This is a genomic window from Agarivorans sp. D1326, from assembly GCF_056958115.1.
In genome coordinates, this window is the sequence record NZ_JBTWEN010000007.1 from 1 (window position 1) to 26,601 (window position 26,601).

Annotated in this window: 27 protein-coding genes; 8 read left to right on the forward strand and 19 right to left on the reverse strand. The window is 45.5% G+C overall.

The window, feature by feature from the left end; all coding sequences use genetic code 11:
• The first annotated feature begins 341 nt into the window (after positions 1-341).
• Positions 342-878, forward strand: a complete 537-nt coding sequence (locus ACYFDN_RS13955) for a gamma carbonic anhydrase family protein (RefSeq protein ID WP_483511613.1) — start codon at positions 342-344, stop codon at positions 876-878.
• On the opposite strand, the gene ACYFDN_RS13960 is transcribed toward ACYFDN_RS13955, so the two are convergent.
• On the reverse strand, positions 875-1,135 hold the full coding sequence (locus ACYFDN_RS13960; protein WP_483511614.1) for a DUF1488 family protein: 261 nt from the start codon (positions 1,133-1,135) through the stop codon (positions 875-877). The two genes, ACYFDN_RS13955 and ACYFDN_RS13960, sit on opposite strands and share 4 nt — an antisense overlap.
• A gap of 93 nt (positions 1,136-1,228) precedes the next feature.
• Between ACYFDN_RS13960 and ACYFDN_RS13965 the strand changes: the two genes are divergently transcribed.
• Positions 1,229-1,675, forward strand: a complete 447-nt coding sequence (locus tag ACYFDN_RS13965) for a GNAT family N-acetyltransferase (protein WP_483511615.1) — start codon at positions 1,229-1,231, stop codon at positions 1,673-1,675.
• Here ACYFDN_RS13965 and aroE read toward each other — a convergent pair.
• From aroE to znuC, 6 genes are all read right to left on the reverse strand, one after another.
• Positions 1,665-2,483 (reverse strand): shikimate dehydrogenase, encoded by an 819-nt coding sequence (aroE, locus tag ACYFDN_RS13970; RefSeq protein ID WP_483511616.1) that lies wholly within the window; start codon positions 2,481-2,483, stop codon positions 1,665-1,667. The two genes, ACYFDN_RS13965 and aroE, sit on opposite strands and share 11 nt — an antisense overlap.
• Before the next feature lie 99 nt (positions 2,484-2,582).
• Positions 2,583-2,963 carry a MaoP family protein gene (locus ACYFDN_RS13975; protein WP_016400041.1) on the reverse strand — a complete coding sequence of 127 codons (381 nt, stop codon included), beginning with the start codon at positions 2,961-2,963 and terminating at the stop codon, positions 2,583-2,585.
• Between the two features lie 118 nt (positions 2,964-3,081).
• Entirely contained in the window at positions 3,082-4,020 is a 939-nt protein-coding gene (gene hemF / locus ACYFDN_RS13980) for an oxygen-dependent coproporphyrinogen oxidase (RefSeq protein WP_483511618.1), read from the reverse strand.
• Between the two features lie 19 nt (positions 4,021-4,039).
• Positions 4,040-4,615 (reverse strand): L-threonylcarbamoyladenylate synthase type 1 TsaC, encoded by a 576-nt coding sequence (gene tsaC, locus ACYFDN_RS13985; protein ID WP_338622535.1) that lies wholly within the window; start codon positions 4,613-4,615, stop codon positions 4,040-4,042.
• Positions 4,615-5,403: a zinc ABC transporter permease subunit ZnuB gene (gene znuB / locus ACYFDN_RS13990; protein WP_152785446.1), complete on the reverse strand. Its 789-nt coding sequence runs from the start codon at positions 5,401-5,403 to the stop codon at positions 4,615-4,617. Before znuB ends, tsaC begins: the two co-directional genes overlap by 1 nt.
• Before the next feature lie 3 nt (positions 5,404-5,406).
• The gene (gene znuC / locus ACYFDN_RS13995) at positions 5,407-6,162 is read right to left on the reverse strand and encodes a zinc ABC transporter ATP-binding protein ZnuC (protein WP_016400045.1); all 756 of its coding nucleotides are present in this window, start codon (positions 6,160-6,162) and stop codon (positions 5,407-5,409) included.
• A 118-nt stretch (positions 6,163-6,280) separates the two neighbouring features.
• On the opposite strand from znuC, the gene znuA reads away from it, so the two are divergent.
• Positions 6,281-7,159, forward strand: coding sequence for a zinc ABC transporter substrate-binding protein ZnuA (gene znuA / locus ACYFDN_RS14000; RefSeq protein ID WP_483511619.1), 879 nt, complete (start codon positions 6,281-6,283; stop codon positions 7,157-7,159).
• Between the two features lie 28 nt (positions 7,160-7,187).
• On the opposite strand, the gene hemN is transcribed toward znuA, so the two are convergent.
• The 5 genes from hemN to ACYFDN_RS14025 form a co-directional block, all read right to left on the reverse strand.
• The gene (gene hemN, locus ACYFDN_RS14005) at positions 7,188-8,561 is read right to left on the reverse strand and encodes an oxygen-independent coproporphyrinogen III oxidase (RefSeq protein ID WP_483511620.1); all 1,374 of its coding nucleotides are present in this window, start codon (positions 8,559-8,561) and stop codon (positions 7,188-7,190) included.
• A gap of 12 nt (positions 8,562-8,573) precedes the next feature.
• Positions 8,574-9,020 carry a DUF2489 domain-containing protein gene (locus ACYFDN_RS14010; protein ID WP_483511786.1) on the reverse strand — a complete coding sequence of 149 codons (447 nt, stop codon included), beginning with the start codon at positions 9,018-9,020 and terminating at the stop codon, positions 8,574-8,576.
• A 5-nt stretch (positions 9,021-9,025) separates the two neighbouring features.
• A complete protein-coding gene (yihI, locus tag ACYFDN_RS14015; protein WP_483511621.1) occupies positions 9,026-9,553 on the reverse strand; it encodes a Der GTPase-activating protein YihI in 528 nt (175 codons plus the stop codon).
• A gap of 1 nt (position 9,554) precedes the next feature.
• Positions 9,555-10,190, reverse strand: coding sequence for a methyltransferase domain-containing protein (locus tag ACYFDN_RS14020; RefSeq protein WP_406609848.1), 636 nt, complete (start codon positions 10,188-10,190; stop codon positions 9,555-9,557).
• A gap of 108 nt (positions 10,191-10,298) precedes the next feature.
• Entirely contained in the window at positions 10,299-10,916 is a 618-nt protein-coding gene (locus ACYFDN_RS14025) for a c-type cytochrome (RefSeq protein WP_406609849.1), read from the reverse strand.
• A 137-nt stretch (positions 10,917-11,053) separates the two neighbouring features.
• Between ACYFDN_RS14025 and yihA the strand changes: the two genes are divergently transcribed.
• Positions 11,054-11,689 carry a ribosome biogenesis GTP-binding protein YihA/YsxC gene (gene yihA / locus ACYFDN_RS14030; RefSeq protein ID WP_406611449.1) on the forward strand — a complete coding sequence of 212 codons (636 nt, stop codon included), beginning with the start codon at positions 11,054-11,056 and terminating at the stop codon, positions 11,687-11,689.
• A gap of 262 nt (positions 11,690-11,951) precedes the next feature.
• Complete coding sequence (locus tag ACYFDN_RS14035) at positions 11,952-13,022, forward strand: glycoside hydrolase family 43 protein (RefSeq protein WP_483511622.1); 1,071 nt, start codon at positions 11,952-11,954, stop codon at positions 13,020-13,022.
• A 727-nt stretch (positions 13,023-13,749) separates the two neighbouring features.
• Here the strand turns inward: ACYFDN_RS14035 and polA are convergent.
• From polA to recQ, 4 genes are all read right to left on the reverse strand, one after another.
• Positions 13,750-16,509, reverse strand: a complete 2,760-nt coding sequence (gene polA, locus ACYFDN_RS14040) for a DNA polymerase I (protein WP_483511623.1) — start codon at positions 16,507-16,509, stop codon at positions 13,750-13,752.
• Between the two features lie 387 nt (positions 16,510-16,896).
• Complete coding sequence (locus ACYFDN_RS14045) at positions 16,897-17,205, reverse strand: hypothetical protein (protein ID WP_483511624.1); 309 nt, start codon at positions 17,203-17,205, stop codon at positions 16,897-16,899.
• A complete protein-coding gene (locus tag ACYFDN_RS14050) occupies positions 17,193-18,614 on the reverse strand; it encodes a protein adenylyltransferase SelO (protein WP_483511625.1) in 1,422 nt (473 codons plus the stop codon). The genes ACYFDN_RS14045 and ACYFDN_RS14050 overlap by 13 nt, the downstream gene beginning before the upstream one ends.
• Before the next feature lie 26 nt (positions 18,615-18,640).
• On the reverse strand, positions 18,641-20,428 hold the full coding sequence (gene recQ / locus ACYFDN_RS14055; protein WP_483511626.1) for a DNA helicase RecQ: 1,788 nt from the start codon (positions 20,426-20,428) through the stop codon (positions 18,641-18,643).
• A gap of 138 nt (positions 20,429-20,566) precedes the next feature.
• On the opposite strand from recQ, the gene ACYFDN_RS14060 reads away from it, so the two are divergent.
• The 3 genes from ACYFDN_RS14060 to rarD all read left to right on the forward strand — a co-directional run bounded on the left by ACYFDN_RS14060 (position 20,567) and on the right by rarD (position 22,738).
• Complete coding sequence (locus ACYFDN_RS14060; RefSeq protein ID WP_483511627.1) at positions 20,567-21,031, forward strand: thioesterase family protein; 465 nt, start codon at positions 20,567-20,569, stop codon at positions 21,029-21,031.
• 121 nt (positions 21,032-21,152) lie between these two features.
• On the forward strand, positions 21,153-21,749 hold the full coding sequence (locus tag ACYFDN_RS14065; protein WP_040306726.1) for an AbiTii domain-containing protein: 597 nt from the start codon (positions 21,153-21,155) through the stop codon (positions 21,747-21,749).
• A gap of 89 nt (positions 21,750-21,838) precedes the next feature.
• Entirely contained in the window at positions 21,839-22,738 is a 900-nt protein-coding gene (gene rarD, locus ACYFDN_RS14070) for an EamA family transporter RarD (protein WP_483511629.1), read from the forward strand.
• A gap of 32 nt (positions 22,739-22,770) precedes the next feature.
• On the opposite strand, the gene uvrD is transcribed toward rarD, so the two are convergent.
• From uvrD to xerC, 3 genes are read right to left on the reverse strand one after another with little or no spacing between them, the layout of a single operon-like run.
• Positions 22,771-24,945: a DNA helicase II gene (gene uvrD / locus ACYFDN_RS14075; RefSeq protein WP_483511630.1), complete on the reverse strand. Its 2,175-nt coding sequence runs from the start codon at positions 24,943-24,945 to the stop codon at positions 22,771-22,773.
• Positions 24,946-24,978: 33 nt separating this feature from the next.
• A complete protein-coding gene (locus ACYFDN_RS14080; protein WP_483511631.1) occupies positions 24,979-25,698 on the reverse strand; it encodes an HAD-IA family hydrolase in 720 nt (239 codons plus the stop codon).
• Positions 25,699-26,595, reverse strand: coding sequence for a tyrosine recombinase XerC (gene xerC / locus ACYFDN_RS14085; protein WP_016400065.1), 897 nt, complete (start codon positions 26,593-26,595; stop codon positions 25,699-25,701). It abuts the gene before it with no gap.
• Positions 26,596-26,601: the final 6 nt, after the last annotated feature.

The following is a 26,601-nucleotide window of genomic DNA, read 5'->3' on the forward strand; positions in this document are numbered from 1 at the left end:
CGCTGCGTGCCGTGTCAGTGGAGGTGCATTATAGGGATCAGATTTTATAGCGCAAGCATTTATTACAGAAAAATTAAAATAACTGCCTTTATGAACAATATTCGTTCCAAACGCTTATTAATTACACTTTAATCGACATATTCAGTCTCTATAGAGGCAGATAAGTGCCCAAAACATACCTTTCGTTTTCACCAATGCACTATTTTCTATCTAATACTTTAGATAGTCATGGCTTAGCTAATTAGTCGTATTGCTGGTATTTAAGTCTATCTCACTATTTGTATTGAGGAAGGGATGTCGTAAGCTGGGTTTATATATAAGAACCGACAGCGGAGTAAGCAATGAGTGTGAAGTCATTTTCTGGATTTAGCCCTATTTTAGGTAAAGAAGTATGGGTAGATCCCAGTGCTGTATTGTACGGTGAGATAAAACTTGGCGATGACGTAAGTATCTGGCCTATGGTAGCAGCACGCGGTGACGTGAATCATATTCAAATTGGGGCACGCTCTAACGTTCAAGACGGTAGCGTTTTGCACGTAACCCGCAAAACAGAAAACCCACCTTATGGCTACCCTTTGATTATTGGAGAGGATGTCACGGTAGGTCACAAAGCTATGCTACATGGTTGCACCATTGGCAACCGTGTATTGGTGGGCATGGGCGCAATAGTGTTAGACGGTGTGGTGGTTGAAGATGATGTAATGATCGGAGCAGGTAGCTTGGTAGCGCCTCATAAACGTTTAGAGTCTGGTTACTTGTATATGGGCAGTCCGGCTAAGCAAGCTCGTCCTTTGAATGAGAAAGAGAAAGCCTTTTTAAGCGAGTCGGCCGACAACTACGTGCGCCTGAAACAAAAGTACCTAGAAGAACAGGCTTAAACAATAATTTCGCCATTAGGCTCGAAGTCTTCCTGCTTTAGCTTTTGCTCTAGCAGTTCTTCGATATCAAATTGAACACTATGATAAGCCTCGAGCATTTTATCGTCGTTAGTTAGCGGTAGTCCCACCAAATGCTCGAGGGTAGATTTACGAACAGCACATTGCACTCGCGCACCCATTACCTGAGCGCTAAATTCAACACACTGATTAACAGCCTGCCAACGTTGATCGTCACTTATTATAATGGCTTGATTCATAGTTTATTTACTCCGGCAACGGACTAGTTGTTTTTTCTGCGCGCTGTTCTTAAAGTGTTGCCATTGAACCGACAAACTGCAAGTGAAAATTAGATGATAACTTGGCAATGCTTGGCCTTTAATCAACTTAATACCCTACAGCTTTATCAAATGATGATGCTGCGCGAAGAAGTGTTTGTTCTTGAACAAAATTGCCCCTATCAAGACGCCGATGGAAAAGACTTGCAGGCGAAGCATGTAATGGCCTATCAAGATGGCGAACTAGTCGCTTATGCACGTATCTATACCAGTGAACCATTAAGCGCTCATATCGGCAGAGTTGTCACCAAAGCCTGCGCTAGGGGCAACGGGCTAGGGCAACAACTTATGCAGCAAGCTATAAGCCAATGCCAACAACACTGGCCCAACGCTACCATTCACATTTCTGCACAACGCTATCTGGAAGATTTCTATCAAGGCCTTGGTTTTGTTATCTGCAGCGAACCCTACCTTGAAGACAATATTCCACACATAGGAATGGAAATAAGGGCTAACGACTAAGGTTACGACGTAATTCGCGTAACACCTGACGAAAACCAGGACGAATGCCGCGCCAAACAGTGAAGCTTTCAGCGGCTTGGCCCACCAGCATGCCTAAACCATCAACCACTTTTGCTGCTCCTTGCTCTACAGCCCAAGCATTAAAGGCGGTAACATCGGCAGAGTAGGTCATGTCATAACATCGAGTGGTGGCTTGAATTAGCTCAGCCTTTAATGGCGGAAGCTGCCCCTTGAGGCCTGCCGAAGTAGAGTTAATGATGATATCAAACTGACCTGACAAGTCTTCGAATGAATTACTAGAGACCTTACCAAACTCACTAAAGCGCTCGGCAAGCGCTTCGGCTTTAGCCACCGTGCGGTTAACAATTACCAGCTCGCTAATTTGCTCATCTAATAAAGGACGGATTACCCCGCGCGCAGCACCGCCCGCACCTAACAGCAATACTCGCAATTCTTTCAGTTCGCCGAAGTTGGCAATTAAATCTGCAACTAACCCAGCGCCGTCGGTATTGTCGCCAAGAATAATACCGTCATCGGTTAACTTTAGCGTGTTCACCGCTCCAGCTAATAAAGCCCGCTCGGTATGTTGCTGTGCAGCTTGGAAAGCTTGCTCTTTAAATGGCGCAGTAACATTGCAGCCCTTCCCGCCTTCTTGCCAAAATTTAGCAAGAGCGTCTGCAAAGCCGTCTTCTGCTGGTTCAATGGCGCTATAACTTAACTGCTGCTGGGTTTGGCGAGCAAACAAAGTATGAATGAAAGGAGACTTCGACTGGCTAATTGGGTTGCCAAATACTGCGTATAAATCCATTAGGTGCGCTACTAAAACAAATAATAACGCACCTTAACAAGGCTTTAAGAAAAAGCCAAAGTACAAAGTTGAAAAATTAACCCTGTAACGACGCAATAATTAATCTTCGTCGTCAATCTCGGGACCATCTACCTCTTCAACATCGTCATCATCGCTGTTAGCGGCTGTTTCGGTCACACTGGCTTTAGGCGGATTACTCACTAAACCATGAAATGCTTTGCGGCCAGTAAGCTTTTTATATTTAAGCCAGACCTTCTGCTCGGCGGTTTCGGGCTCGGCATCGCCACGGCATACCGATACAAAGTGAGATTCAATATCATCCACGGGCTCGCGGATAGATTCATCAAGCTCTTTAAACGCGCTACCGCAGCGCTCAAGTAACTCGGCTTCTTTAATGGTGAATGCGCCGCTGCGAGAAAAGCCGCGGCGAAAGTTTTTATCATCTGCAAATCGGCGTTTTGCCGAAAACGATCCATTCATAGCTCAGACTCAACTAAAAAAAAATCATCAAAAGTGGGGGACTTAAAACCCAACAGTTAAAATAATTAATCCATAGTCGACATTCTTGCAAGAAAATAAGTCGGTTTTTTTACAGTGTTTAGCTCGCCATCTCTAACCAGTTTTGCGGAACCAAATAACGTTGATATAAACGCTCTTCTGGGCTACCTGATTCTGGCTGCCAGTTATAACGCCACTTCACCAAGGGCGGCAAGGACATTAAGATGGATTCGGTGCGACCACCCGATTGCAGGCCAAACAAGGTTCCGCGATCGTAAACCAAATTAAACTCAACATAGCGGCCACGACGATACAATTGAAAATCACGTTGTTGCTCGCTAAAGGGGCTGTCTTTGCGTCGCTCTACAATCGGCAAATAGGCATTTAAGAAGCCCTCGCCAACGGCTTGAGTAAAGGCAAAGCTCTGAGCAAAACCAGCTTCATTGAGATCATCAAAAAATAAGCCTCCTACGCCCCGCGTTTCGTTACGATGTTTTAGGAAGAAATAACGATCACACCAAGCTTTATATTTCGGATAAACATCTTCACCAAAGGGTTGGCATAAATCAGCTGCGGTTTGATGCCACGAGATACAGTCTTCGTCAAAGCCGTAATACGGGGTTAAATCGAAACCACCACCAAACCACCAGATAGGCTCTTCACCTTCTTTTTCTGCCACAAAGAAGCGCACGTTAGCATGTGAAGTAGGTACCATTGGATTGTTTGGGTGAATCACCAAAGAGACCCCCATCGCTTCAAAGTGACGGCCAGCCAACTCTGGGCGCTGTGCGGTAGCGGAAGCTGGCATTTCTTTGCCGCAAACGTGAGAGAAGTTGACTCCCGCTTGCTCAAATACCTTACCATTAGTAAGCACCCGAGTACGGCCCTCGCCAGTTAAGCCTTTATGCTCTGCTGGGTCACGCTGCCAATCATCATGCAAAAATGTTGCTGCGCCATCTTGTAATTCCAGTTGCTGACAGATGGATTGTTGTAGCGTGAGAAAGAATTGGCGAACGGCTTCAATATCAACGTCTTGCATAAGGCTTCCTGTATTCAATCTAGGCGCGGATCACTTGCCCAGTAAAAATGTCTTTTATTTGGCTAGTTTGTTTAGCGGCGCCCAACGCCCCGTCTAATGCTAAACCCAAGCCTTGCAACTTAGCTGCTTGCTGCGCAGTTTCGGCCGGGGCTTCGCCACTGTAATTGGCCGAGGTAGACACAATTGGTTTGCCTAAACCGGCACATAGCTTTGCAACAACAGGATGCTGAGTTAAACGCACCGCCACTGAGCTAAACTGCCCACTAATCCACTTTGGTGTTTTGGCAGATACAGGCACTAACCAAGTGGTTGGCCGCGCTTGAACACTCACTAACAACTGCTGCTGTTCTGCAGATAACGCAGCATAGTCGATATAAGGCAATAAGTGCTCTAACTCGGAGGCGAGCAATATAAGCCCCTTTTCAACAGGTCGGCGTTTTATTGCCAATATTTGTTCTACTGCCGCTTGCTTATCGGGGTCACAGCCAAGGCCGTAAACCGCTTCTGTTGGATAGGCTAATACCAAGCCTTGCTTAAGTGTGGCAACGGCTTGCTCAATTGAATCACTTACTGGAGTAACTAAAGAGTCGGTCATTATTTTTGCACTTTAACTAAACTATGAACTAATAAAAACTGCAGCGCGGCGCATACCACTACCGATGGCCCCGCAGGAGTATCTTGATACCAAGATAAACACAAACCAAGCACTACTGAGATAGCGCCAAAGGCGATGGCGAACAATGCCATTTGCTCGGGAGAGCGGCTTAAACGACGCGCCGTTGCAGCAGGAATTAACAACAGCGAACTAATAATTAATGCGCCAACTATTTTCATGGCTATTGCAATAACCACCGCCAATAATAGCAACAGCAGCGCACGCATCATGCCCACGTTTACGCCTTCCACCTCGGCGATTTGCTCATTCACCGTGGCCGACAATAGCTTGTTCCACTGGCTCAGCAATAAACCAAGCACTAAAGCACCGCCGCCCCAAATCCACAATAAATCTTGTTGAGTTACCGCTAGCAAATCACCAAACAAATAGGCCATTAGGTCAATGCGCACATTGTCCATTAAGGCAACCACGACTAAACCTAAAGACAAAGCCGAATGCGCCATAATCCCCAGTAAAGTATCGCTAGCTAGCTGCTTGTAGCGCTGTAGTGATAACAAGATTATAGCCAGCATAACCCCGCTAAAGACCACAGCTATCACCGGGTTGATTTGCAACCATAAACCTAGCGCTACACCTAATAACGAGGCATGCGCCAAGGTATCGCCAAAATAAGCTAAACGACGCCACACCATAAATGAGCCCAGCGGCCCCGCTAATACCGCAATACCTAAGCCTGCCAATAAAGCATTTACTAAAAAATCGTCCATGTGCTAGTTGTTCTCTTCAGTGCTTGGCTGATGATTGTGGTTATGGTCGTGATCGTCACAAACATGGTGATGGGTATAAACCGCAAGCTGTTGGCGTTCGTTTTGCGCAAAAAGCCGTGCGAATTCTGGATGTTGAGCCACGCTCTCGGGCTCCCCATGGCAGCAAACATGGTGATTTAAACAAATTACATGGTCGGTGCCCGCCATTACCAAATGCAAATCGTGAGAGACCAACAGCACCCCACACCCCATTTGCTGAGCGATATCAGCAATCAATTGATAAAGCTCTATCTGCCCAGAGATGTCGACTCCCTGCACGGGTTCGTCTAATACCAGCAGTTGCGGCTCACCCAACAAGGCCCGCGCCAACAATACTCGCTGCATTTCGCCGCCAGACAAACGCACCATTTGCCGCTTTAGCAAGCTATCAATACTAAGCTGGCGAATAACCTTAGTTAAACCTGGCTTAGAAGAATGCCTAGCTAGCTTAAGAAAGCGCTCCACGGTGAGTGGGAACGATTCATCTAAACTGATTTTTTGCGGTACGTAACCAATACGTAATTTTGAAGCACGAGTAATATCACCGGAGTCTGCAGAAATAAGGCCCAAAATAACCTTAATTAAGGTGCTTTTACCGGCACCGTTAGGGCCAATTAATGTGGTGATTTGACCACGATTTAGCTCCAACGAAACATGGTCGAGAACCATGCGCTGGTCAAAGCTAACGCAAATATTGTTAAGCGAAAGTAAAGTGGTCAATCCTGCATCCTATAGATAACTAGCTGAATAAGCCCCAGTGGCGTTTACTAGGGCGCGCTATTCTACACTAGATGTTACACTATCGTATTATTTTACCAAATCACTCTCAAAATCTTGTATGCGTAACCTGCTTTTTGTTCTGATGTTCTTCGCTATACCAAGCTGGGCCACTAGCCCAAACATCTTAGTTAGTATTAAACCTTTGCAACTCATTGTTAGTAGCTTAAGTGAAGGTGAACTCAATGTTGATTACCTAGTAAGCCCCAACGTATCGCCGCACGATTATGCGTTGCGTCCATCGGATGTGCGTGCATTGCGCCAAGCCGATTTAGTTATTTGGGTAGGTGATGAGCTAGAGCCATTCTTAAGTAAACCGCTTAGCCAAACCAGTGCCAGTCAGCTAGCGCTGCTAGACATACCCCAGTTAGATCTAATTGATGGCGATGAAGGCCACGAACACCACCATGGTGACCACCACCATGAAGTAGACCCGCACATTTGGTTAGGCCCCAATGAAGCTAAGCTTATTGCCGCTGCAATTACCGAGCAGTTAATTGCTAAAATGCCCGAAGATAAGGCCAAATTAGAGCAGCAGCTTGAACGCTTTAATCAAGAGCTAGCAAAGGTAGTGAGCAGCATTAACTTACAACTCCAAGCGGTTAAACAGCAAGGCTATTTTGTTTTTCACGATGGCTATAGTTATTTTGAACGCGAGTTTGGCTTAAATCGTTTAGGTGAATTTACCATTAACCCGCAGCGTCGTCCTGGCGCTAAAAGCTTGCTGAATATTCGCCAGCAGTTAGAGCAAGGCAAAGCCAAATGTATCTTTGCAGAACCACAATTTGATGGTGCATTGCTAGAAAGCATTAGCCAACATAGCGGTGCGCAAATTAGCTTGCTCGACCCTCTAGGGATTAGCGTAAGCAATAACAAAAACGGCTACTTTGAATTGCTGCAACAACTGGCCGACTCTTACCACGAGTGTTTAAGCCACTAACAAAAAGCGGAGCCTAAGCTCCGCAATGTTATATCACTCTTGAGAATTGCTGGCGCCGCGCTTGGCTTCTAAAGTACACATCAAAGCACATGCAAATATTACGAATCAACAAGCGCCCTTTGTTGGTCACCTGCAAGGCGTCGGCACTTAAACTAACTAGACTATCTTCAACAAAAGGTTTTAGCAGCTGCATATCTTCAGCAAAGTATTGCTGAAAATCTAAATCAAACTGCTGCTCTATATCTTTAAAGCTCAATTGAAAATTGCAGATCAAGGTCTTAATCAATTCGCGGCGAATCAAATCATCTTGGTTGAGTGCAATTCCCTTCCACTGTGCATGCCCCTGTTGGTCGATTTGCGCGTAGTAGGTTTTAAGATCTTTTTGGTTTTGGCTGTAAGCGTCACCCAACATCGAAATAGAAGACACCCCTAAACCCAGTAAATCGGCTTCGCCTTGGGTGGTGTAGCCCTGAAAATTACGGTGTAGCTCACCCTTGCTTTGAGCAATCGCTAGTTCATCATCAGGTTTAGCGAAATGATCCATGCCAATAAACTGATAGCCGTGAGTAGTTAAAAACTCGATGCTGTCGCGTAAAATGCCTAAGCGTTCGTCACTGCTTGGCATGGCGCTTTCATCTATTTTTCGTTGTGCAGCAAAACGACTGGGCAGGTGGGCATAATTAAATACCGATAAACGGTCTGGATCTAAATCCAGCACGCGACTTAAAGTTTGTTGGAAACTCGCACGCGTTTGATGCGGAAGACCATAAATAAGGTCAATATTTACCGAGTTAAAACCAACTTGTTTAGCCCGCTCTACCAAGGCAAAAATAAACGCTTCGTCTTGTTCACGATTAACTGCCTGCTGCACTTGCTTGTTAAAATCTTGCACACCTAAGCTCAAGCGATTGAAGCCTAGTTCGGCCAGCAGGTTAATTGTAGAAAGTTCTATTTCGCGAGGGTCAACCTCAATGCTAACTTCGGCATTATCGGCAAATTCAAACTGACTAAATAGCTGAGTAGTTAAGCGCTTAAGCTGCTCTGGCTCTAGATAAGTTGGCGTACCGCCGCCCCAATGCATTTGACTTACTTTACGTTGCTTAAAACGTGGCGCTTGCAGCTGAATTTCTTGTTCTAGGTAGTCTAAGTAAATGTCGGCCTTATGCTGATGACGGGTAATCACCTTGTTACAACCGCAGTAGTAACACAACTTATGGCAAAACGGGATGTGCACATACAGCGATAAATCACGTTCAGGAAACTTATCACAAGCAAGGCCAAACTCTTGCTCGCCAAAGTCTTCATTAAACTCAAGGGCAGTGGGGTAAGAGGTGTAACGCGGGCCCGAGTAGTTATACTTCTCGATCAGTTGCTGATCCCAATCCACCATTGCTACTGACATTTACGTGCTCTCCTAGAGTGCCTCGGCACTGAGTTTTTCCAATGCTTCGGCTTCTTGTAATATTTGTTTCTCTAAGGCTTTTTCTTCTGCTTCACGCTGCAGATCTTGGCGCATACGCTGCTGCAAAGGCAGTTTGTTGCGCGCCTCATGAGTGGGTAACTCTTTTACCGCATTATATAACTGAAAAACAGCAGGGTAGCGCTGCGCCCAATCAATTAGCTGCGGAGTTTGCAAAGCAATCAACAGATTGCTGATGCGGATCACACCCTCAGACAAACCACAACGGTCTTCCTGCATGGCTTTTGCTATGTAGCGAATATCGGTTACCAAGTTTTGATTACGCTTAGCAACCGCGCTTTTAATCACTTTTTGTTGCCCCATTAAGCGCCCTACTAATAAGGCGGCATAAATGGCTAAGGCTGAAACAATAATAACTGCGGCTACAGCTAACCAAACCATCAAGACTAATCCTTATATTGATCCAAGGAAGAACTATTTAATGAACGCCATAATTGCTCATCATCATCTAAAGCTTCCGCTTCTTCAGCTTCTTCCGACAAACCTAGTTCGGCTAGCAATTCAGCGTGACGTGCTAGTTGTTTATCCACCCACTGCTGCTCTTGTTTGCTAATTTCGCCGCCTTCATCTAACACATCGATAAGACTTTCAAGACGAGTATCGGCTTCTAACATCGCCAGTTCTTTCTCAGGTGTTAGCTCTACTTTGACTTTTGTTTTAGCGGGCTTAGCTGCAGGTTTAGCCGCAGGCTTGGCAACGCCGAGTACTACAGGCTCTTTACTGCCGTGACGCGGGTCTTTTTTCTGGGCATTAGCGGCTTGCTGCTGCACTAACTCTGCTTCTTGCTGACGACTGCCAGAGGCTTTTCCCTTACCTATTTTTTTACGATCCGGCGCAGTAACACGTTTAGCTTTAAAGTCAGGGTCTTTACGCACCCCAATTAAGCCGCCTTTACGATTCTTTTTTCTAGACATTTTATTTACCTCTGTGAAATAGCGCCACGTCGGGGCCAACTATCTCCAATCTCATCTGATAATGATTAGCTAACCAAGTAAAGGTTTTATCACTGTAAAACGCTACATGGGTAGGATCATTTTTATAATGCCACTGTGGAAACACTTCCGTACCCCAATGGCGTTTAGTCATTACGGCCAATAACCCCGTTTCAGCCACTAGGCCTGTTAACAGCTTCCAAGACTGAGCTGGGTGGTTAAAATGCTCCACCACTTCGCTGCTAGTGACCAAGCGATAAGTCTCGGTTAGGCGCTGCTCATCGGGGTAATATATTGGATCATAGTTCAGTAACTGGTGCCCTGCTTGCGCTAACAATTCACACAGTGCTGGCCCTGGGCCACAGCCAAAATCTAAGCCAACAACGGGCTCTGTGAGTTTGCTTAACACTGGCTCACTTAAACGCCGTAAAAAGTTTAAATAGCCTTGGTCTTGCGGGTCATTATTGTGCAAGTCATATTGGGCTTTTTCAGCTTCAGTACTGAGTACATCGTCAGGGTCTACAAAGATCAAATCACATTCTGAACAATGCCAATATTGGCAACGTTTATTGCGATAAAAATCCTTGGATGATGTGGCACTACAGAGTGGGCATTTCACCAATCAACACCTTGCCGTATTTTTAGGGGCGCAAGTGTAACACTTAGAACGAAGATGGCGAATAATAAATCAAAAACAGCTGGGCAGCGGGCGCTGCCCAGATAAACCTTAGTGTAAGCCACCTAAGTATTGCGACAATATTTCGATATCTTTATCACTTAGTTTAGCGGCAACATCGCGCATCATACCGTTTAAGTCGTTGTCACGTTCACCGCTGCGGAACATTTCCAATTGCGATTTAATGTAACCAGCATATTGCGACGAAATTCGTGGGAAGCCAGCTAAGCTTTGGCCAACACCTCGTGGGCCATGACAGGCGGTACAAGCGGCAATGCCACGCTCTAAATCGCCACCCATATAAAGTTGCTGACCCGCTTCAACATATTCTGGGGCAGTGGTATTTGGGCTCATCGCTTGGCCTGAATAATAAGCAGCTAAGTCTTCCATGTCTTGCTCAGACAATGGCAAAGCCATACCACCCATTACGGCGTTGTTGCGCCCTTCTTTACCGCCGCTAGCAGCGCCGGCTTTAAATTCTTTTAACTGTTTAACCAAGTAGCCTGCGTGTTGGCCTTCTAATTTAGGATAACCAGCAGCTTCACCTTGGTCATTGTGACAAGCTTTACAAGTCACTGCTTTTTGCTCTCCAGCAGCAGCATCTCCCTTTGCCCAAACCGGACTGGCAACACCCGCCATTAACATTAAAACTAAGGTAAGTTTTTTCATGACATTCCATTTATTAGTATTATTCCAAACCACACACTGGTGCCCGTGATACACTTAGCGAGTCCAGTAACGGCATTATTTTACACAATTTTGCCAAAAACGTAATGTATTACCCTAATTTCCTTGTGGAGCTCAACATAACCATGGCGCAATATCATTTTCAAAACACCCACTTCATAACTAGCGCGCCTAATATTCAGGCTATGCCTGAAGATAGTGGAATTGAAATCGCCTTTGCCGGACGCTCAAACGCGGGTAAGTCTAGTGCTTTAAATACCCTTACTCGTCAAAAAAGCTTAGCACGAACCAGTAAAACACCAGGTCGAACTCAGTTAATTAACGTTTTTGAAATATCCGAAGGTTTTCGCCTAATTGACTTACCTGGCTACGGTTTTGCTCAAGTACCAGAAGAAGTTAAAAAACAGTGGCAAAAGTCACTGTCTGAATACTTACAAGATCGCCAAAGCTTAAAAGGCATTGTGGTATTAATGGATATTCGCCATCCATTCAAAGATACCGATGCTGGTCTAATCCAATGGGCTGTAGATTGTGAATTGCCAGTGCTCGCGCTTTTAACTAAATCAGACAAGTTAAAACAAGGCGCGCGTAAAACAGCAATTTTGAAGGGCCGCGAGACAGCCAAAGCATTTGGTGGCAATGTTCGAGTAGAAGCTTTTTCTTCTTTGAAAAAACAAGGTTTAGACGTGCTCCAAAACACCCTAGTGGGATGGTTTGATCAACACCTAGAAAATTCCCCAAGCGACGCTGAATAAACTGACGGACTATGCTCGCTGCTTCGGCGAGCTCCTTATCACCTTCCAACCTTTACTCCTTTTTAAAGCAAACCAGCGCATCATAGCGAGCGTCATTTATTTCATGAGGTTTCATGAAATATCCCACCGCTTGTGCACTTGATCATAGTTTAATGACAAATTGTGCTTGCGGGACAAATTTTACAATTGGGCTACCGAAGAACGTAAAACTTATCAAGTTTGAGATCGTTATACTGACGCAAAAACTTAATGAGGAAATACCATGAGCGTGAATGACGCAACGAAGACTAGGGTAGAAGAACCTAGCGAGATCAGTGATGCGGAAGCGGTAACCGCAGCAGATAAAGCACGTGCCGATCAGCTAAAGCCGATTAGTGGTGCCTTAGTGACGCATATGTATACCGCCGATCCTTCAGCCCATGTATTTAACGGCAAGCTTTACGTATATCCCTCTCACGATGTAGATAACGGCCAGCCACTAAATGATAACGGCGATCACTTTGACATGCGTGATTACCATGTTTTCTCATTAGACCGTCCTTTTGGCGTAGTCACCGACCATGGTAACGCGCTAGATGTAAAAGACGTGCCTTGGGCAGAGAAACAAATGTGGGCGCCAGACGCTGCAGAAAAAGATGGCAAATACTACTTATACTTCCCTGCGCGCAACTACGATGGCATTTTCCAAATCGGTGTAGCAGTTGGCGATAAGCCTGAAGGACCTTTTACTCCTCAAGCAGAAGCGATTAAAGGCAGCTTTAGTATCGACCCTGCGGTATTCAAAGACGAAGATGGTAGTCACTACATGTATTTTGGCGGTTTATGGGGTGGCCAATTACAAAACTGGCGCAACGGCGAGTTTGGTGAAGAGCAGTTCCCTGCCGACGACCAACCAGCGCTAAAACCCCTAGTTGCTAAAATGACTGACGATATGCTGGAGTTTGCTGAAACGCCGAAGGAAATCGAAATTGTCGATGAGAATGGCGATGTGCTACTAGCAGGTGACAACGAACGCCGCTATTTTGAAGGCCCATGGATGCACAAGCACAACGGCCGTTACTACTTCTCTTACTCTACAGGCGATACCCACAAAATTGCTTACGCGAGCAGTGACTCACCTTATGGGCCGTTCCGCTATGAAGGCGTTATCTTGGAGCCAGTGCTAGGATGGACAACTCATCACTCTATAGTGAAGTACCAAGACAAGTGGTTCTTGTTCTACCACGACAGCACTTTATCGGCTGGTCAAACCCACTTACGCAGCATTAAGATGGCTGAGCTGAACATTGACGATAACGGCAAGATTGAAGTGATTAAGCCTTACTACGAGTAAGCAAGATATTAGCTAAACCCAAACGCCACTTTACAGTGGCGTTTTTCTATCCAGAGCCTAAACCAACACCTCTCAGCACTAAACAGCAGGTAAAAAAAAGCCCCATCGTCCGATGAGGCATGTAAGAAAAGAAATTCTTAAAAACTGAAAGCACTATTCCAATTGCACTAATTATGACTCTCTGAAAATCGATTAGTTCACAAAATTTTCTAAAAATGTGCAATTTTCTTTCATGGAAGCTTTTGTTATTGACTCAGTCCTTAAGCCAACAGCAATCAAACACCATCAAGCAGTGGCATTTTGAATTCAAAATTCCCAAATATCGTAACTTAGCAACCAAATATCAGAAATTAAGAAACAACACCTAGACCCCCTCTTAGACAAGGAGCATAAATGAGTTTAAAAAATGAGAGAGAAGGCAGGCAATCACTGGCATTAAGACAAAAAAACGCCCCGATGGAAACCCATCGGGGCGGCAAAATAGCCTTTTTCAACTACGTGAAATAAAGGTCTGAAAGATAGAACATCTTACCTCTGTACCCTACAAGAGTTACTCTAGAGGATCATCGATGAAAAATAAAGCACTTTTTGTAAGGAAATTTCACTTTAGAGGTATATGTTGGTTTTTAAATTACGCGAAAAGGTTTTCATAATTACCAAAATTCGCAAAATCTTGAGGCAAAAAAAGGAGGCCATCGCCTCCTTTGCTATCTTCCACTATTTAGCTCTAGTGGGCTTCATCCCAGTTTTCACCAATACCTGATTCGGCAACGAGTGGTAAATCTAGTGTCACGGCCTGCTCCATCAGCTCGGTAAGCTTCGGTACAACTTTATCCAACTCGCTTTCTAATACTTCAAATACCAGTTCATCGTGAACCTGCATTAACATCTTACAATGCTCACTGGGTTGCGTATCTAGCCATTGAGCAACGGCAATCATTGCTTTTTTAATAATGTCGGCAGCAGTTCCTTGCATTGGCGCGTTTACCGCAGCACGTTCGGCAGCTTTTTTACGCATGCCGTTACGTGAGTTAATTTCGGGCAAATATAAGCGGCGGCCAAACAAGGTTTCTACATATCCGTGTTCTTGGCAAAAATCTCGAGTGCTGTCCATGTAGTCCAACACCGCAGGGTAGCGCTCAAAATAACGATTCATGTAGTTTTGCGCATCGGCTCGAGCAATGCCTAACTGTTTGGCTAAACCAAAGGCGCTCATGCCGTAAATTAGGCCAAAGTTAATCGCCTTGGCACTGCGGCGCTCATCACCGCTCACTGCTTCTAGCTCTTTACCAAATACTTCTGCAGCTGTGGCTTTATGAATGTCTTCTCCGGCAGCAAAGGCTTTTAGCAAGCCAGCATCTTGAGAAAGGTGCGCCATGATACGCAGCTCAATTTGTGAATAATCTATCGCGACCAGTTTGTAACCATCGGCAGGTACAAAAGCCTGACGTACTTTACGTCCTTCTTCATGGCGAATAGGAATATTTTGCAAGTTAGGATCGGTAGATGAGAAACGCCCAGTCGCTGTTACCGCTTGATGATAAGAGGTATGCACTCTGCCAGTGCTTGGCTCTACCATTTTAGGCAGTTTGTCGGTGTAAGTAGATTTTAGTTTAGACAAGCTTCGATACTCTAAAATCACTTTTGGCAAACTGTAATCTAACGCCAGCTCTTGCAGCACTTCCTCGGCAGTAGACGGCGCACCTTTTGGGGTTTTCTTAATCACCGGCAATTCCATTTTTTCAAACAAAATGGTTTGCAATTGCTTAGGCGAGCCTAAGTTAAATGGTTCACCCGCTAATTCATGTGCTTGCTTCTCTAAACCGTCGATACGCTCGCCTAAAGACAAACTATGCTGCGCTAAGCGTTGGCTATCAATACGCACACCTTGACGCTCGGTTTGCGATAATACACTGACCAAAGGCAACTCGACTTCTTCGAACAAGCTTTTCAGCTTTGGCTCTTTCTCTAGCTTGGCCCACAGAGTTTGGTGCAAGCGTAAGGTAACGTCTGCATCTTCTGCTGCATAAGGTGCTGCTGTTTCAAGTTCAATTTGATTGAAGGTAAGCTGTTTAGCGCCTTTACCTGCGATGTCTTCAAACTTGATGGTTTTGTGTTGCAGGTACTGCAACGACAACGAGTCCATATCGTGGCGAGTAATGGTGCTATTGAGCACATACGACTCCAACATGGTGTCGTACTTAATACCTTTGAGCGCAATGTCGTAGCGTGCAAGCACACTAGCATCGTACTTAAGGTTTTGGCCAACTTTCGCTTTATTAGGATCTTCCAATAATGGCTTAAGCTGCGCTAATACCCAATCACGTTCTAACTGCTCAGGTGCATCTAAATAATCGTGAGCTACTGGTAAGTATGCCGCTTTGCCTGCTTCAACGGCAAAAGATAAACCCACTAGTTCAGCTTGCATGTAGTTAAGCGAGGTTGTTTCGGTATCAATAGCGATCAGCTCGGCGCTATTTAAGCGTTCCAACCATTCTTCAAACTGCTGCTTAGTAAGAATAGTCTCGTACTCACCTTTAAGCTCAACAGCAGGAGCAGCCACTTCGACCTCAGCATTTGGTTCTGCTGCGGCGCTGTTATTTGATGGGCTAAGCGCTTCACTCAGCCAGCGCTTAAACTCCAATTCACCGAATAATTTAATCAGCGCATCTTTGTCTTCTTCGGTACGCAACATGTCATCCATGCTAAAACCGACTTCAACATCACATTTAATGGTGGCTAATAAATAGGATAAACGGGCATCTTCGGCATGTTCACGCAGCTTTTTAGGCATGGTTTTAGAGCCGCGAAAACCTAATGGTGCAACCGCGTCTGGGTCTGCTAATAAATCATCCACGCCACCAATGCCTTGCAACATAGCCAAAGCAGTTTTCTCGCCCACCCCTGGTAAGCCAGGAATGTTATCTACTTTGTCGCCCATTAGCGCTAAGTAATCAATAATCAGCTCCGGCGGTACGCCAAACTTATCGATAACGCCAGCACGATCCATCACTGTATCGGTCATGGTATTAATCAAGGTGATATTTTCATCCACCAGCTGCGCCATGTCTTTATCGCCAGTGCTAATCACTACCGCTTTGTTCTCGGCCGAAGCTTGCTTAGCTAAGGTGCCAATAACATCATCGGCTTCAACACCTTCAATGGCTACTAGAGGCAAACCCATCGCTTTAATTACCGCGTGTAAAGGGGCAATTTGACTGCGCAAATCATCCGGCATAGAAGGGCGATTGGCTTTGTATTCTTTATAGATGTCGTCGCGAAAGGTTTTACCCTTGGCATCAAACACCACCACAATGTGCTCTGGCTTAAATTGCTTAAGCAAACTGCGTAGCATGTTCACCACGCCATAAACTGCGCCGGTGGCTTCACCTTTAGAGTTAGTTAGATGAGGAGGAGCGTAGTAAGCGCGATAAAGATAAGAAGAGCCGTCAACAAGCACTAGGGGTTGGTCGGGAAGGGTTGCCATTACCGTGATCCATCGTTCAGATTTTCATTGCGCTCGATGATGCCACAGCCACCCTAAATGCACCAGAGCTAAGCGTAATAGCCTGCTACAAATTGTGGATAACTCTGTTAACAAACAGCAGCAATTCTCTCGCGAAAAATTCACAAGCTAAATAGAAAACAACAAATAAGTTTTAATTCAGTAACTTACAGATAAAGAAAGGCAAGAAATTGGAGCAGCAAACAGTTCCCTTATTGTGGAAAACATCATTCCGTGACATTGCTTTTCGCGGCCTTACGGTGAATTAATAAACAACTCAACGTTGGCAGGTGGATTAATATAGAAGATAAGCCTGCGGGAAACCTTGTAATGGATCACATTTTAATCAGCCTAAAAATATAATTTTGTTTAGTCAAAATTGGCATGATTTAAGGCAGCCAATAATGGGGCAGAGCTCGTGTGAAAATGCTCACTATTGGCGCATTCAAACCAAGCGCCCTGACTTAGTGCATCATAACGAAACCACCATAATTGTTGTTCAATATAAAAACCTAAAACTTGCCAATCGGCGCCTTGTTCAACAAAAGCTTGTTGCCATTGTTGCTGCTTTACAAACTGCTGCGCACTAGCCAAAAACTGTGATTCGGAGAACTGCTTAGCAATAGTAACTACCGCATGCTCCGATAATACTTCTACACCATTTGCTAGCTGCTGCATGATATCTCCAAGCACTTGCCCCAAGCGGGTGGTGGAGCCGCAAAATGCTGAGCATCAGCTTGCTCAGTAAACGGAGTATTAAGTACCTGATGCAGCTGGCGCAACTGTGCATAACTGCCATCTTCCGCTTGTTCTATCACTTGCTGCGCCAAGTAGTTGCGCAATACGTATAAAGGCACATGCTGCTGAATGCCCGATATCCGCTGTTGCTCATCAACATCACTTTGCTGACAGCGCTGACGGTATAACTTCAACCAAGCCTGCCAAGCATCAGGCAATTGTTTAGTTAATTGGTTTTGGTCCTGCGCCAAGGCACGCAGGCTTTGGTGGTAATCGGCCTTTTGTTCCGCGATAACTTTAAGCAGCAAACCTAATAGCTGTTCATCGTCATCTTGCCACTGGCTTAAACCTAACTTATTTAGCATCAACTGCTGGTAATGTTGATTGATTTTCTGCTGGTAGCGTATCCAAAGTGGCTCGGTTTTAGCGCTGGGTACATAGTCAGACAAGGCTTGTGCCAAACGTTGTAAGTTCCATAAACCTACAGCGGGCTGCTGATTAAAGGCATAACGCCCATAATGGTCGCTATGGTTACAAACGTGTCTAGGGTTGTAGTCATCTAAAAACCCATAAGGGCCATAATCGATGGTTAAGCCCAAAATCGACATGTTGTCGGTATTCATTACGCCATGACAAAAGCCTTCGGCCTGCCACTTAGCAATCATCAACGCGGTACTATCCACAACTTGTTCTAACATAGCTAGCACCGGATTTTCGGCAGTTAAACAGTCGCTAAAATAATGACTTAAGCAAAAGTCTACTAAGCGTTTTAATGGTTGAGTTTGTTGCTGGTAATACAGGTATTCAAAATGACCAAAACGAATATGGCTAGGCGCCATACGTAGCAGCATAGCTTCTTTTTCAAAGCGCTCACGCTGCACTAAACCGCTACCTACCGTTAAGCTTAATGCGCGCGTTGTTGCAATGCCCAAAGCGGCCATGGCTTCACTAGCTAAAAACTCGCGAATGCTAGAACGCAATACTGCTTTACCATCGCCTTGGCGAGAAAAAGGCGTTAAACCCGAGCCTTTAAGTTGTAGTTCCCAGTGTTCACCTTGAGCGTTTATTGTTTCACCAAGTAGCAAGGCTCGACCGTCACCCAGCTGCGGAGTATATCCACCAAATTGATGACCAGCGTATGCCGTTGAGGCAGGCTGCATGCCTTCGATAAGTAACTTACCAGCGCTTAGGCCAAGCGCCTGCTCTCCCTGCATAAACTCACTGTCTAGGCCAATTAACTCAGCTGCGGCCTGACTATATGCCACCAACTCTGGATCTTTTAGCGGCGTAGGCTGCTGCTGATGGCATAACTCGGGTAGTTCATTGGAAAAACGATTCACAAATTCCATCTGCGATCCTTAAATAGGGCGGCGTCTTAACTGGCCTGATATTGGTCGATTAAACCTAAAAACTGATAACCGTAGCGTTCTAGCTTCTTCAAACCAACGCCACTTATGGCTAACATCTCGTGTTGAGTTTGTGGCTGCTGCTGGGCCATTTCTATTAAGGTGGCGTCGTTAAATACCACAAACGGCGGCACCGATTCTTCGTCGGCTAAACGCTTCCTTAAATTACGTAACAAAGCGAATAATCGTTTATCGTAAACACCGTAACTAGTGGCTTTTTTACTTTGCTTAGTGGTATTTAAGCGCGGCACAGCCAGTGATAAGGGCTGTTCACCTTTTAAAAATGGTCGTGCTGCTTCAGTCAATTGTAGTACCGAGCTACGCGCAATATTTTGCTGCAACAAACCTAAATGAATAAGCTGACGCAGCACACTCATCCAATGCTCGTGACTGGCACTTTTACCAATACCATGAGTAGAAAGCTTATCATGGCCCTGTTCTAAAATACGCTGTCCCATGCTGCCACGCAGCACTTCAATCACATAACCAATACCAAAACGCTGACCAAGCCGATAAACACAAGACAAGGCTTTTTGCGCATCTTGTAAGCCATCATATTGCTTAGGTGGATCTAAGCATACATCACAGTTACCGCAGGGCTTGGCGAGGTATTCACCAAAGTAGTTAAGCAATACCTGACGCCGACAAGTTTGCGCCTCGGCAAAGGCAACAATAGCATTAAACTTATGACTCTCAACTTGGCGCTGTTGTTCATTCTCGTTTTCGTCAATCATTCGCCGTACCCAGTTGGCATCGGCGGGATCGTACAAAAACACCGCTTCGGCTTCGGTACCATCGCGGCCCGCGCGGCCGGTTTCTTGATAGTAGGCTTCTATGTTACGAGGAATGTCATAGTGAAAAACATAACGTACGTTAGGTTTGTCGATGCCCATACCAAAAGCAACGGTAGCCACAACTACCTCTACTTCATCACGCTGAAATTGCTCTTGCACTAATTGGCGCTGCTCGATAGGTAAACCAGCATGATAAGCCGCGCAGCGAATACCTTCTGCACTAAGTTTTAAGGCTAATTCTTCAACCCGTTTTCGGCTACTGCAATAAACAATGCCACTATCTTCCTTACGGCGTTTTACGTAATCGCTAAGCTGCTGCCACGGGCGATACTTTTCTTGTAGGGTGTAACGAATATTCGGTCGGTCAAAACTTGATACTAGAGTGAAGGCATCAGGCAATCCAAGCCGCTGCAGTATGTCTTGGCGGGTGGTATCGTCAGCGGTAGCCGTTAAGGCCACTAAAGGCACCTCAGGAAAGTTTTGTTTTAAGCAACCAAGGGCATTATATTCTGGCCGGAAATCGTGCCCCCACTGAGAAATACAATGCGCTTCATCAATGGCAAACATTGCCAAGGGCATCGCTTGTAAGCGTTCAATTAAATCGCCATTAATCAACCGCTCGGGAGATATATATAACAGTTTTAAATCGCCCTGCTGCAAACTACGATAAATTTGAAACTGCTGCTCACGCTCTAAACTTGAGTTTAAATACGCCGCGCTAACACCATTGTGTTGCAGGCTATCTACTTGGTCTTTCATTAAGGAGATAAGCGGCGACACTACTACGGTTAAACCCGGTTTAACCAACGCGGGGATCTGGTAACACAGTGATTTTCCGCCACCCGTTGGCATAATCGCTAAGCAATCTTTGTCAGCTAACAAACGCTCGATCACCGCAGCCTGCCCAGTTCTAAACTCGGCAAAACCAAATACATCTTGTAAAACTTGCTGGGCGCGTTGCATTAAGGCTAGAAATCCAAAAACAGAGTGGCTAATCGGTCGCACATTGTAATCAAGCTATGGCGGCTTGTCTTGGTTTGCCTTTATTCTTTTCTCGCTATACAGTATTTAAACAAGCGTTTAATTTTGTATGGATACAGCATGACCAGCCCAAGACAACAAAAGTGGCGCCAAGCCATCGCCGACACCTTCATCAATCAAATGCCGTTTAATCAATTACTTGGCATCGAGCTCATGGATTACAGCGCGACCGGAGTAAAACTAAAACTACCCATGGACCCAAAACTAGTGGGTAATCCGATTCATGGCATCTTGCATGGTGGCGTCACCGCAACCATTTTAGATGTAGCCGGGGGAATGACCGCAGCAGCAGCGGCAGTAAAACGTTTGGAAAACCTATCCAGTAAAGAGCTGTCTGCGCGCATCTCTAAAACCGGCACCATTGATCTGCGCATCGACTACCTGCGTCCAGGTATTGGTGAAGTGTTTTACGCCTCTGCCGAAATAATCCGCTCCGGCAATAAGGTTACCGTTGCACGTATGGAACTGCACAATCAAGAAGACACTCACATCGCCTTTGGCACCGGTACTTACTTAGTGGGTTAGTGCAGCAAACTTGCCATCAAAAAGGAATTTTTGTCGAAATATCAATTCAATGTTGATGGTTTCCACTCAGTTAGGGCTATACTGAATTAGGACATCGACTGCGGCACAGGCTAGTAAAATAATGAGCACAACTTACAGCTCCTCTTTGTTAATCAATACTTTAAATAGCGTGTTACTAGAAGTAAAAAAGATTAATGCCGACTTACAGCTAGAAGATTTGGACCAATGGCTAGAACACGAGCTAGAAGGTTATGGCGATTTTGCCCACTTCCCCGACTACCGCATTGTTGAATGTAAGCAACTAGGAATATTTGAAAAACCAGAGCAAGACTTACAGCATTTCGAACAAATCCATGATGATTGCCTAAACGAGCGCGATCGCTGCCTATTACGTTACCTACATATTCAGCAACCCTTACTAGAATGCTTGAATACTCAAGATGAAATTCAACGCCCTTGGCCAATGCGCATTTTATCTAGCTACGCGAAAGACATCATTCCCGGCTATAGCTGTGTTCGGGCTTGGCAAAGCTATCACGAGCCCTTAAATGAGCGTTTTGTGCATGGTGTATTAGGTCATCTGCTTCATCTGTTGCTAGAAGCACAAAATAGCCAGAGCAAAGCCATCATTCAGAAAATCGACACATTGTGCCAAGCAGAACCGCAACTACATAAAGTTTGGAGCAAGCTATATTGCGAAGCCGCTTCGGCAGTCTAGCTAGCTGACAAAACTTAGACTGCTAATATATGGCTGCTTAACCACCTGCCTGCTACACTACGCTGACTTTTCTTCCTTTTTCATTGTTTATGCCTAATCAAGCCACTAAATACGGCGTTATATTTGCTCTCGCCGCGTACATTATGTGGGGTTTTGCCCCTATTTATTTTAAGAGCTTAAGTGCCGTACCTGCATACGAAATTTTAGCGCATCGGGTGCTATGGTCCTGCGTTTTTGTTGCGGTGATGCTAGCCGTAGGTAAACAGTGGTCGGCGGTGAGCGCCGTAATCAAGCACCCCAAGCAATTAGCAATATTGGCACTAACCTCGGTACTAATTGGCATTAATTGGTTAATTTTTATTTGGGCAGTGAACAACGATCGTATGCTCGATGCCAGTTTAGGCTATTACATCAATCCACTATTTAACGTGATACTGGGCATGCTGTTCTTGGACGAACGTTTTCGTCGTGCTCAATGGCTTGCCATTGGGTTAGCTTTGATTGGTGTATTAATTCAAGTAATTAGCTATGGATCCCTACCTTGGATTGCAATCAGCCTAGCGGTAAGTTTTGGTTTATACGGCTTGTTACGCAAAAAAGTTAACTTGGGCGCTTTACCGGGGTTGTTTGTAGAAACACTATGGCTATTACCATTGGCCGCCGCGTATTTGTGGATATTTGCCGATTCTTCTACCAGTCACTTAGTTAACAACAAGTTAGGTTTAAATGCGCTACTGCTTAGCGCAGGCATTGTCACAACTCTGCCATTGTTATGTTTTGCAGCCGCAGCCACCCGTTTACGCTTATCAACCATTGGCTTTTTTCAATACATTGGCCCATCACTGATGTTTATGCTGGCCACCAGCGTTTATGGTGAGCCGCTTGAGCCAATGAAACTACTCACCTTTGCCTTTATTTGGTTGGGTTTAGCGGTATTTACTTGGGACGCTGTTGGTAACAAACGCAAACAAAAAAAGCAGCCGAGTTAGGCTGCTTGGTTCACCATTAATTGTAGGCTTAGTTAAATGGCTTCTAGTCTCGCGTAAGCCAATACCAGCCATTTGGCGCCAGCCTCTTCAAACTGCACCTGCACACGACTTTGTTGCCCAGAGCCTTCGTAGTTAAGCACAATACCTGCGCCAAACTTAGGATGCGATACACGCTGGCCTAAGCTAAAGCCACTATCATCAAAGGCAGCTTGTTGAACTTGCGAAGAAAAACGCCCTTGTTGAACTGGTCGGCTTACCGCTGTATTTAAGCGTACTTCGTCCAAACATTCGCTGGGTAATTCTCTTAAAAAACGCGACGGTGGATGAAATACTTCTTTGCCCCACAAACGGCGACTTTCGGCATGACAGAGGTAAAGCTTTTCCATCGCACGGGTCATGCCTACATAACAAAGGCGGCGCTCTTCTTCCAAACGACCAGATTCTTCGGCCGACTGCTGACTTGGGAACATGCCTTCTTCAACGCCTACCAAAAACACCACAGGGAATTCCAAACCTTTAGCGCTGTGCAAGGTCATTAGCTGCACCGCTGCTTCATCGGCTTCAGCTTGATTGTCGCCTGCTTCTAAGGCGGCATGAGATAAAAAGGCCACTAAGGGAGAAAGATCTTGGTCTTCTTCCATTTGGGTAAATTGCTGAGTAGCGGTAACCAGTTCGTCTAAGTTTTCTACTCGAGCTTGCGCCTTTTCACCTTTCTCGGCTTGATACATCGCCAACAAGCCAGAGCCTTTAATCACGTAATCGCATTGCTCACCTAAGGCCATTTCTTGAGTTTGTAGTTTTAATTGCCCTAGCAACTCAACAAACTGCTTCACCGCATTGGCTGCTCGGCCAGACAAGGCATTGTGTTGCAAACAATAGTCTACTGCCTGCCACAAGCTAAGCTGTTGCTCTCGCGCAGCTTGGCGCAGCAGCTCAATAGTACGTTGGCCAATGCCACGGGTTGGGGTATTTACCACTCGCTCAAAGGACGCGTCATCATGGGGGTTACTAATTAATCTAAGGTAGGCGAGCGCATCTTTAATTTCTTGGCGCTCGAAGAAGCGTAAACCGCCATAAATTCGATAGGCCAAACGCTCTTGCATCAAGGCTTCTTCCAATACCCGCGACTGGGCATTATTACGATACAAAATGGCACAATCTGCCAAACTTGCGCCGTGTTGTTCTACTCGCTGTTGAATACGCGCTACCACAAAGCGTGCTTCATCAATGTCATTAAAGGCGGTATAAATCGAGATTAACTCGCCTTCTTTGTCATCGGTCCACAGGCTCTTGCCCATCCGCCCTTGGTTATTTTCAATTAGCTGGTTAGAGGCTTTAAGAATATTGGCACTGCTTCGATAGTTTTGCTCTAGGCGAATGGTATTCACCTTTGGCACATCTAATTCAAAGCTTTGAATATTTTCGATTTTTGCACCACGCCAACCATAAATAGACTGGTCATCATCACCCACGATGGTGATGTTATTATGCTCGGTAACCAACATCCGTAACCAGGCATATTGAATAGTGTTGGTGTCTTGAAACTCGTCCACCAAGATATGGCGAAAGCGCTGTTGGTAGTGCTGCAAAATATGTGGCTGCTTTAACCACAACTCGTGAGCGCGTAGTAATAGCTCGGCAAAGTCCACCAAACCGGAGCGGTCACAGGCTTGCTGATAGGCTTTGTAAATTTCTAGTTGCTGCCGCTCAATCGGATTATTACTGTAATCTACATGTTCGGCGCGCTGCCCCTCGTCTTTGCGCGCATTGATATACCATTGCACTTGCTTGGCTGGCCACTGCTTTTCATCCAAGTTCATGGCTTTAATTAAACGGCGTAGCAGGCGGTATTGATCGTCGGAATCAATAATCTGAAAATCTTCGGGTAAACCGGCATCGCGATAATGCGCACGCAATAAGCGGTGTGCTAAAGAGTGGAAGGTGCCCATCCACATACCTTGAAAGCGGCTCCCAACTAACTTCTCTACTCGCGAGCGCATTTCAGCCGCCGCTTTATTGGTAAAGGTTACCGACAAAATCGATAGCGGCGAGACATTCTCGACCTGCATTAACCACGCGATGCGGTGCACTAATACTCGCGTTTTGCCACTACCGGCACCCGCCAGCAGTAACATATTGCTTGGCGCCGCAGCAACGGCTTCACGCTGCTTTTCATTAAGGCCGTCTAACAGCTCGGAAATATCCATGGAATTCTCTTGAGGGGTAAAAACACCTGTATATTATAACAGGTGTTGCAGTTGTGCCAGTTGGCTTATTTCAATATCGGGAAGCGCTTGTAGTTTTCGTGTTTGTTGGCTGTTTTGATTCAACCAAATTGAACGGTAGCCTGCTTTGGTAGCACCTGCTACATCGGTAATGCAGTGATCGCCAACGTGAGCGATTTGTTGTGGTGCAAGCTGTAATTGCTGACAGGCATATTGGTACATATCAGCTGCAGGTTTAGCTTTAAATGGGCCGCCAGCTTTGAGCTCTAATTCAAACAAACCGCCTAAGCCGATGTTGGCAATATCAACATTACCGTTAGTTATGGCGACTAAGCGGTAACGCTGCGCCAAGGCTTGCAACAAAGCAAGACTCTCTGCAGGTACCTCAAAATCACTGCGCACCGCTAAAAACTGTTGGAAAATCTTTTGAGCGAGCTGGCTAGCCTCACTGTCTGCCATGCCATGTTCGGTAAAAGCGAGGTGTAACCAAGCAACACGGCAAGCACTTACATCCCCTTTTAAACGCGGATCTCGCTTAATAACTTTTCGCTTGTAAGCTTGCCACTGACTATGCGTAAGATGCGCAGTAGCGTGTACCTGCTCTTTGAGATAGTCAGTCAACCATTGCTCGGCTCGCTTAATGTAAGGCCAGTTGTCATAAAGGGTATCGTCTAAATCAAAAGACAAAGCCTGTACTGGTGACCAACTTCGATAAAAAATCATGCTATCACTCATTTAAGGTTTACGCTTTGCTCTAGGATGGGCAGCGTCGTAACTGGTAGCTAGATGGGTAAAATCAAGATGGGTATACACTTGGGTGGTGGCAAGGTTGGCATGACCCAATAACTCTTGAACCACCCGCAAATCGCCACTGCTTTCTAATAAGTGAGTCGCAAAAGAATGACGTAATTTATGTGGATGCAAGGTACTAGATAACTGCATTTGTTGCGCCCAATGCTGCAAACGTTTTTGCACGGTACGATGACTAATACGCTGCTGCCTTACGCTCACAAATAGCGCCGGCTCTTCTTCATCCATCACCAATAGTCGGCGTTGTTTAAGCCAGTGTTTGAGGGCCTGCTCCGCTTTGCTGCCAAAAGGCACCCAACGCTGTTTATTGCCTTTACCAGTAACAATAACCTGCCGCTGCTTAAAATCGATATCCTGTACGTTTAGGCTTACTAACTCGGCTAAACGCATACCGCTGGCGTAAAACAATTCCATCATCGCCAAATCTCGGCTAGCGACTAAATCATCTCCCTGCATTGATAGCAATTGGTTAAGTGAATCAACATCAAGGTTCTTGGGTAAAGGTTTATTTTGCTTAGGTGCAGAAACGCCGGCGACCGGATTAAGGCTCACTTTTTGTTGCTGAAGTAAATAATTAAAGAAACTGCGTAATGCCGACAGTTTATTAGCCATGGAGCGTGCCGATAAACCACTGGTTTTAAGCTTAAGTAATACACTACGCACGTTGGCGCTGGTCACCTGAGGCCATGAGCTACAGCCCAGATTTTCTAACAGCTTACTCTGTTGTAATAAACTTCGTTGGTAGGAACTTATAGTGGCAGGGCTGTAACGACGCTCCACTTCTAAATAGTGAAGGAAGCGTTCTATATCATCCTGCATCATCAGATT

Bases quoted from the DNA above. Each gene is read 5' to 3' on its own strand.
- rarD (WP_483511629.1), top strand. From the start codon at position 21,839: ATGCCTAATCAAGCCACTAAATACGGCGTTATATTTGCTCTCGCCGCG.
- ACYFDN_RS14010 (WP_483511786.1), bottom strand. From the start codon at position 9,020: ATGGTTTGGTTAGCTGTAGCCGCAGTTATTATTGTTTCAGCCTTAGCC.
- ACYFDN_RS13975 (WP_016400041.1), bottom strand. From the start codon at position 2,963: ATGAATGGATCGTTTTCGGCAAAACGCCGATTTGCAGATGATAAAAAC.
- ACYFDN_RS14080 (WP_483511631.1), bottom strand. From the start codon at position 25,698: ATGAGTGATAGCATGATTTTTTATCGAAGTTGGTCACCAGTACAGGCT.
- xerC (WP_016400065.1), bottom strand. From the start codon at position 26,595: ATGATGCAGGATGATATAGAACGCTTCCTTCACTATTTAGAAGTGGAG.
- polA (WP_483511623.1), bottom strand. From the start codon at position 16,509: ATGGCAACCCTTCCCGACCAACCCCTAGTGCTTGTTGACGGCTCTTCT.
- hemN (WP_483511620.1), bottom strand. From the start codon at position 8,561: ATGTCAGTAGCAATGGTGGATTGGGATCAGCAACTGATCGAGAAGTAT.
- ACYFDN_RS13955 (WP_483511613.1), top strand. From the start codon at position 342: ATGAGTGTGAAGTCATTTTCTGGATTTAGCCCTATTTTAGGTAAAGAA.
- yihI (WP_483511621.1), bottom strand. From the start codon at position 9,553: ATGTCTAGAAAAAAGAATCGTAAAGGCGGCTTAATTGGGGTGCGTAAA.
- ACYFDN_RS14025 (WP_406609849.1), bottom strand. From the start codon at position 10,916: ATGAAAAAACTTACCTTAGTTTTAATGTTAATGGCGGGTGTTGCCAGT.
- tsaC (WP_338622535.1), bottom strand. From the start codon at position 4,615: ATGACCGACTCTTTAGTTACTCCAGTAAGTGATTCAATTGAGCAAGCC.
- uvrD (WP_483511630.1), bottom strand. From the start codon at position 24,945: ATGGATATTTCCGAGCTGTTAGACGGCCTTAATGAAAAGCAGCGTGAA.
- znuB (WP_152785446.1), bottom strand. From the start codon at position 5,403: ATGGACGATTTTTTAGTAAATGCTTTATTGGCAGGCTTAGGTATTGCG.
- ACYFDN_RS13965 (WP_483511615.1), top strand. From the start codon at position 1,229: ATGATAACTTGGCAATGCTTGGCCTTTAATCAACTTAATACCCTACAG.
- ACYFDN_RS14035 (WP_483511622.1), top strand. From the start codon at position 11,952: ATGAGCGTGAATGACGCAACGAAGACTAGGGTAGAAGAACCTAGCGAG.
- znuA (WP_483511619.1), top strand. From the start codon at position 6,281: ATGCGTAACCTGCTTTTTGTTCTGATGTTCTTCGCTATACCAAGCTGG.
- hemF (WP_483511618.1), bottom strand. From the start codon at position 4,020: ATGCAAGACGTTGATATTGAAGCCGTTCGCCAATTCTTTCTCACGCTA.
- ACYFDN_RS13960 (WP_483511614.1), bottom strand. From the start codon at position 1,135: ATGAATCAAGCCATTATAATAAGTGACGATCAACGTTGGCAGGCTGTT.
- ACYFDN_RS14060 (WP_483511627.1), top strand. From the start codon at position 20,567: ATGACCAGCCCAAGACAACAAAAGTGGCGCCAAGCCATCGCCGACACC.
- recQ (WP_483511626.1), bottom strand. From the start codon at position 20,428: ATGCAACGCGCCCAGCAAGTTTTACAAGATGTATTTGGTTTTGCCGAG.
- ACYFDN_RS14050 (WP_483511625.1), bottom strand. From the start codon at position 18,614: ATGGAATTTGTGAATCGTTTTTCCAATGAACTACCCGAGTTATGCCAT.
- ACYFDN_RS14045 (WP_483511624.1), bottom strand. From the start codon at position 17,205: ATGCAGCAGCTAGCAAATGGTGTAGAAGTATTATCGGAGCATGCGGTA.
- aroE (WP_483511616.1), bottom strand. From the start codon at position 2,483: ATGGATTTATACGCAGTATTTGGCAACCCAATTAGCCAGTCGAAGTCT.
- ACYFDN_RS14065 (WP_040306726.1), top strand. From the start codon at position 21,153: ATGAGCACAACTTACAGCTCCTCTTTGTTAATCAATACTTTAAATAGC.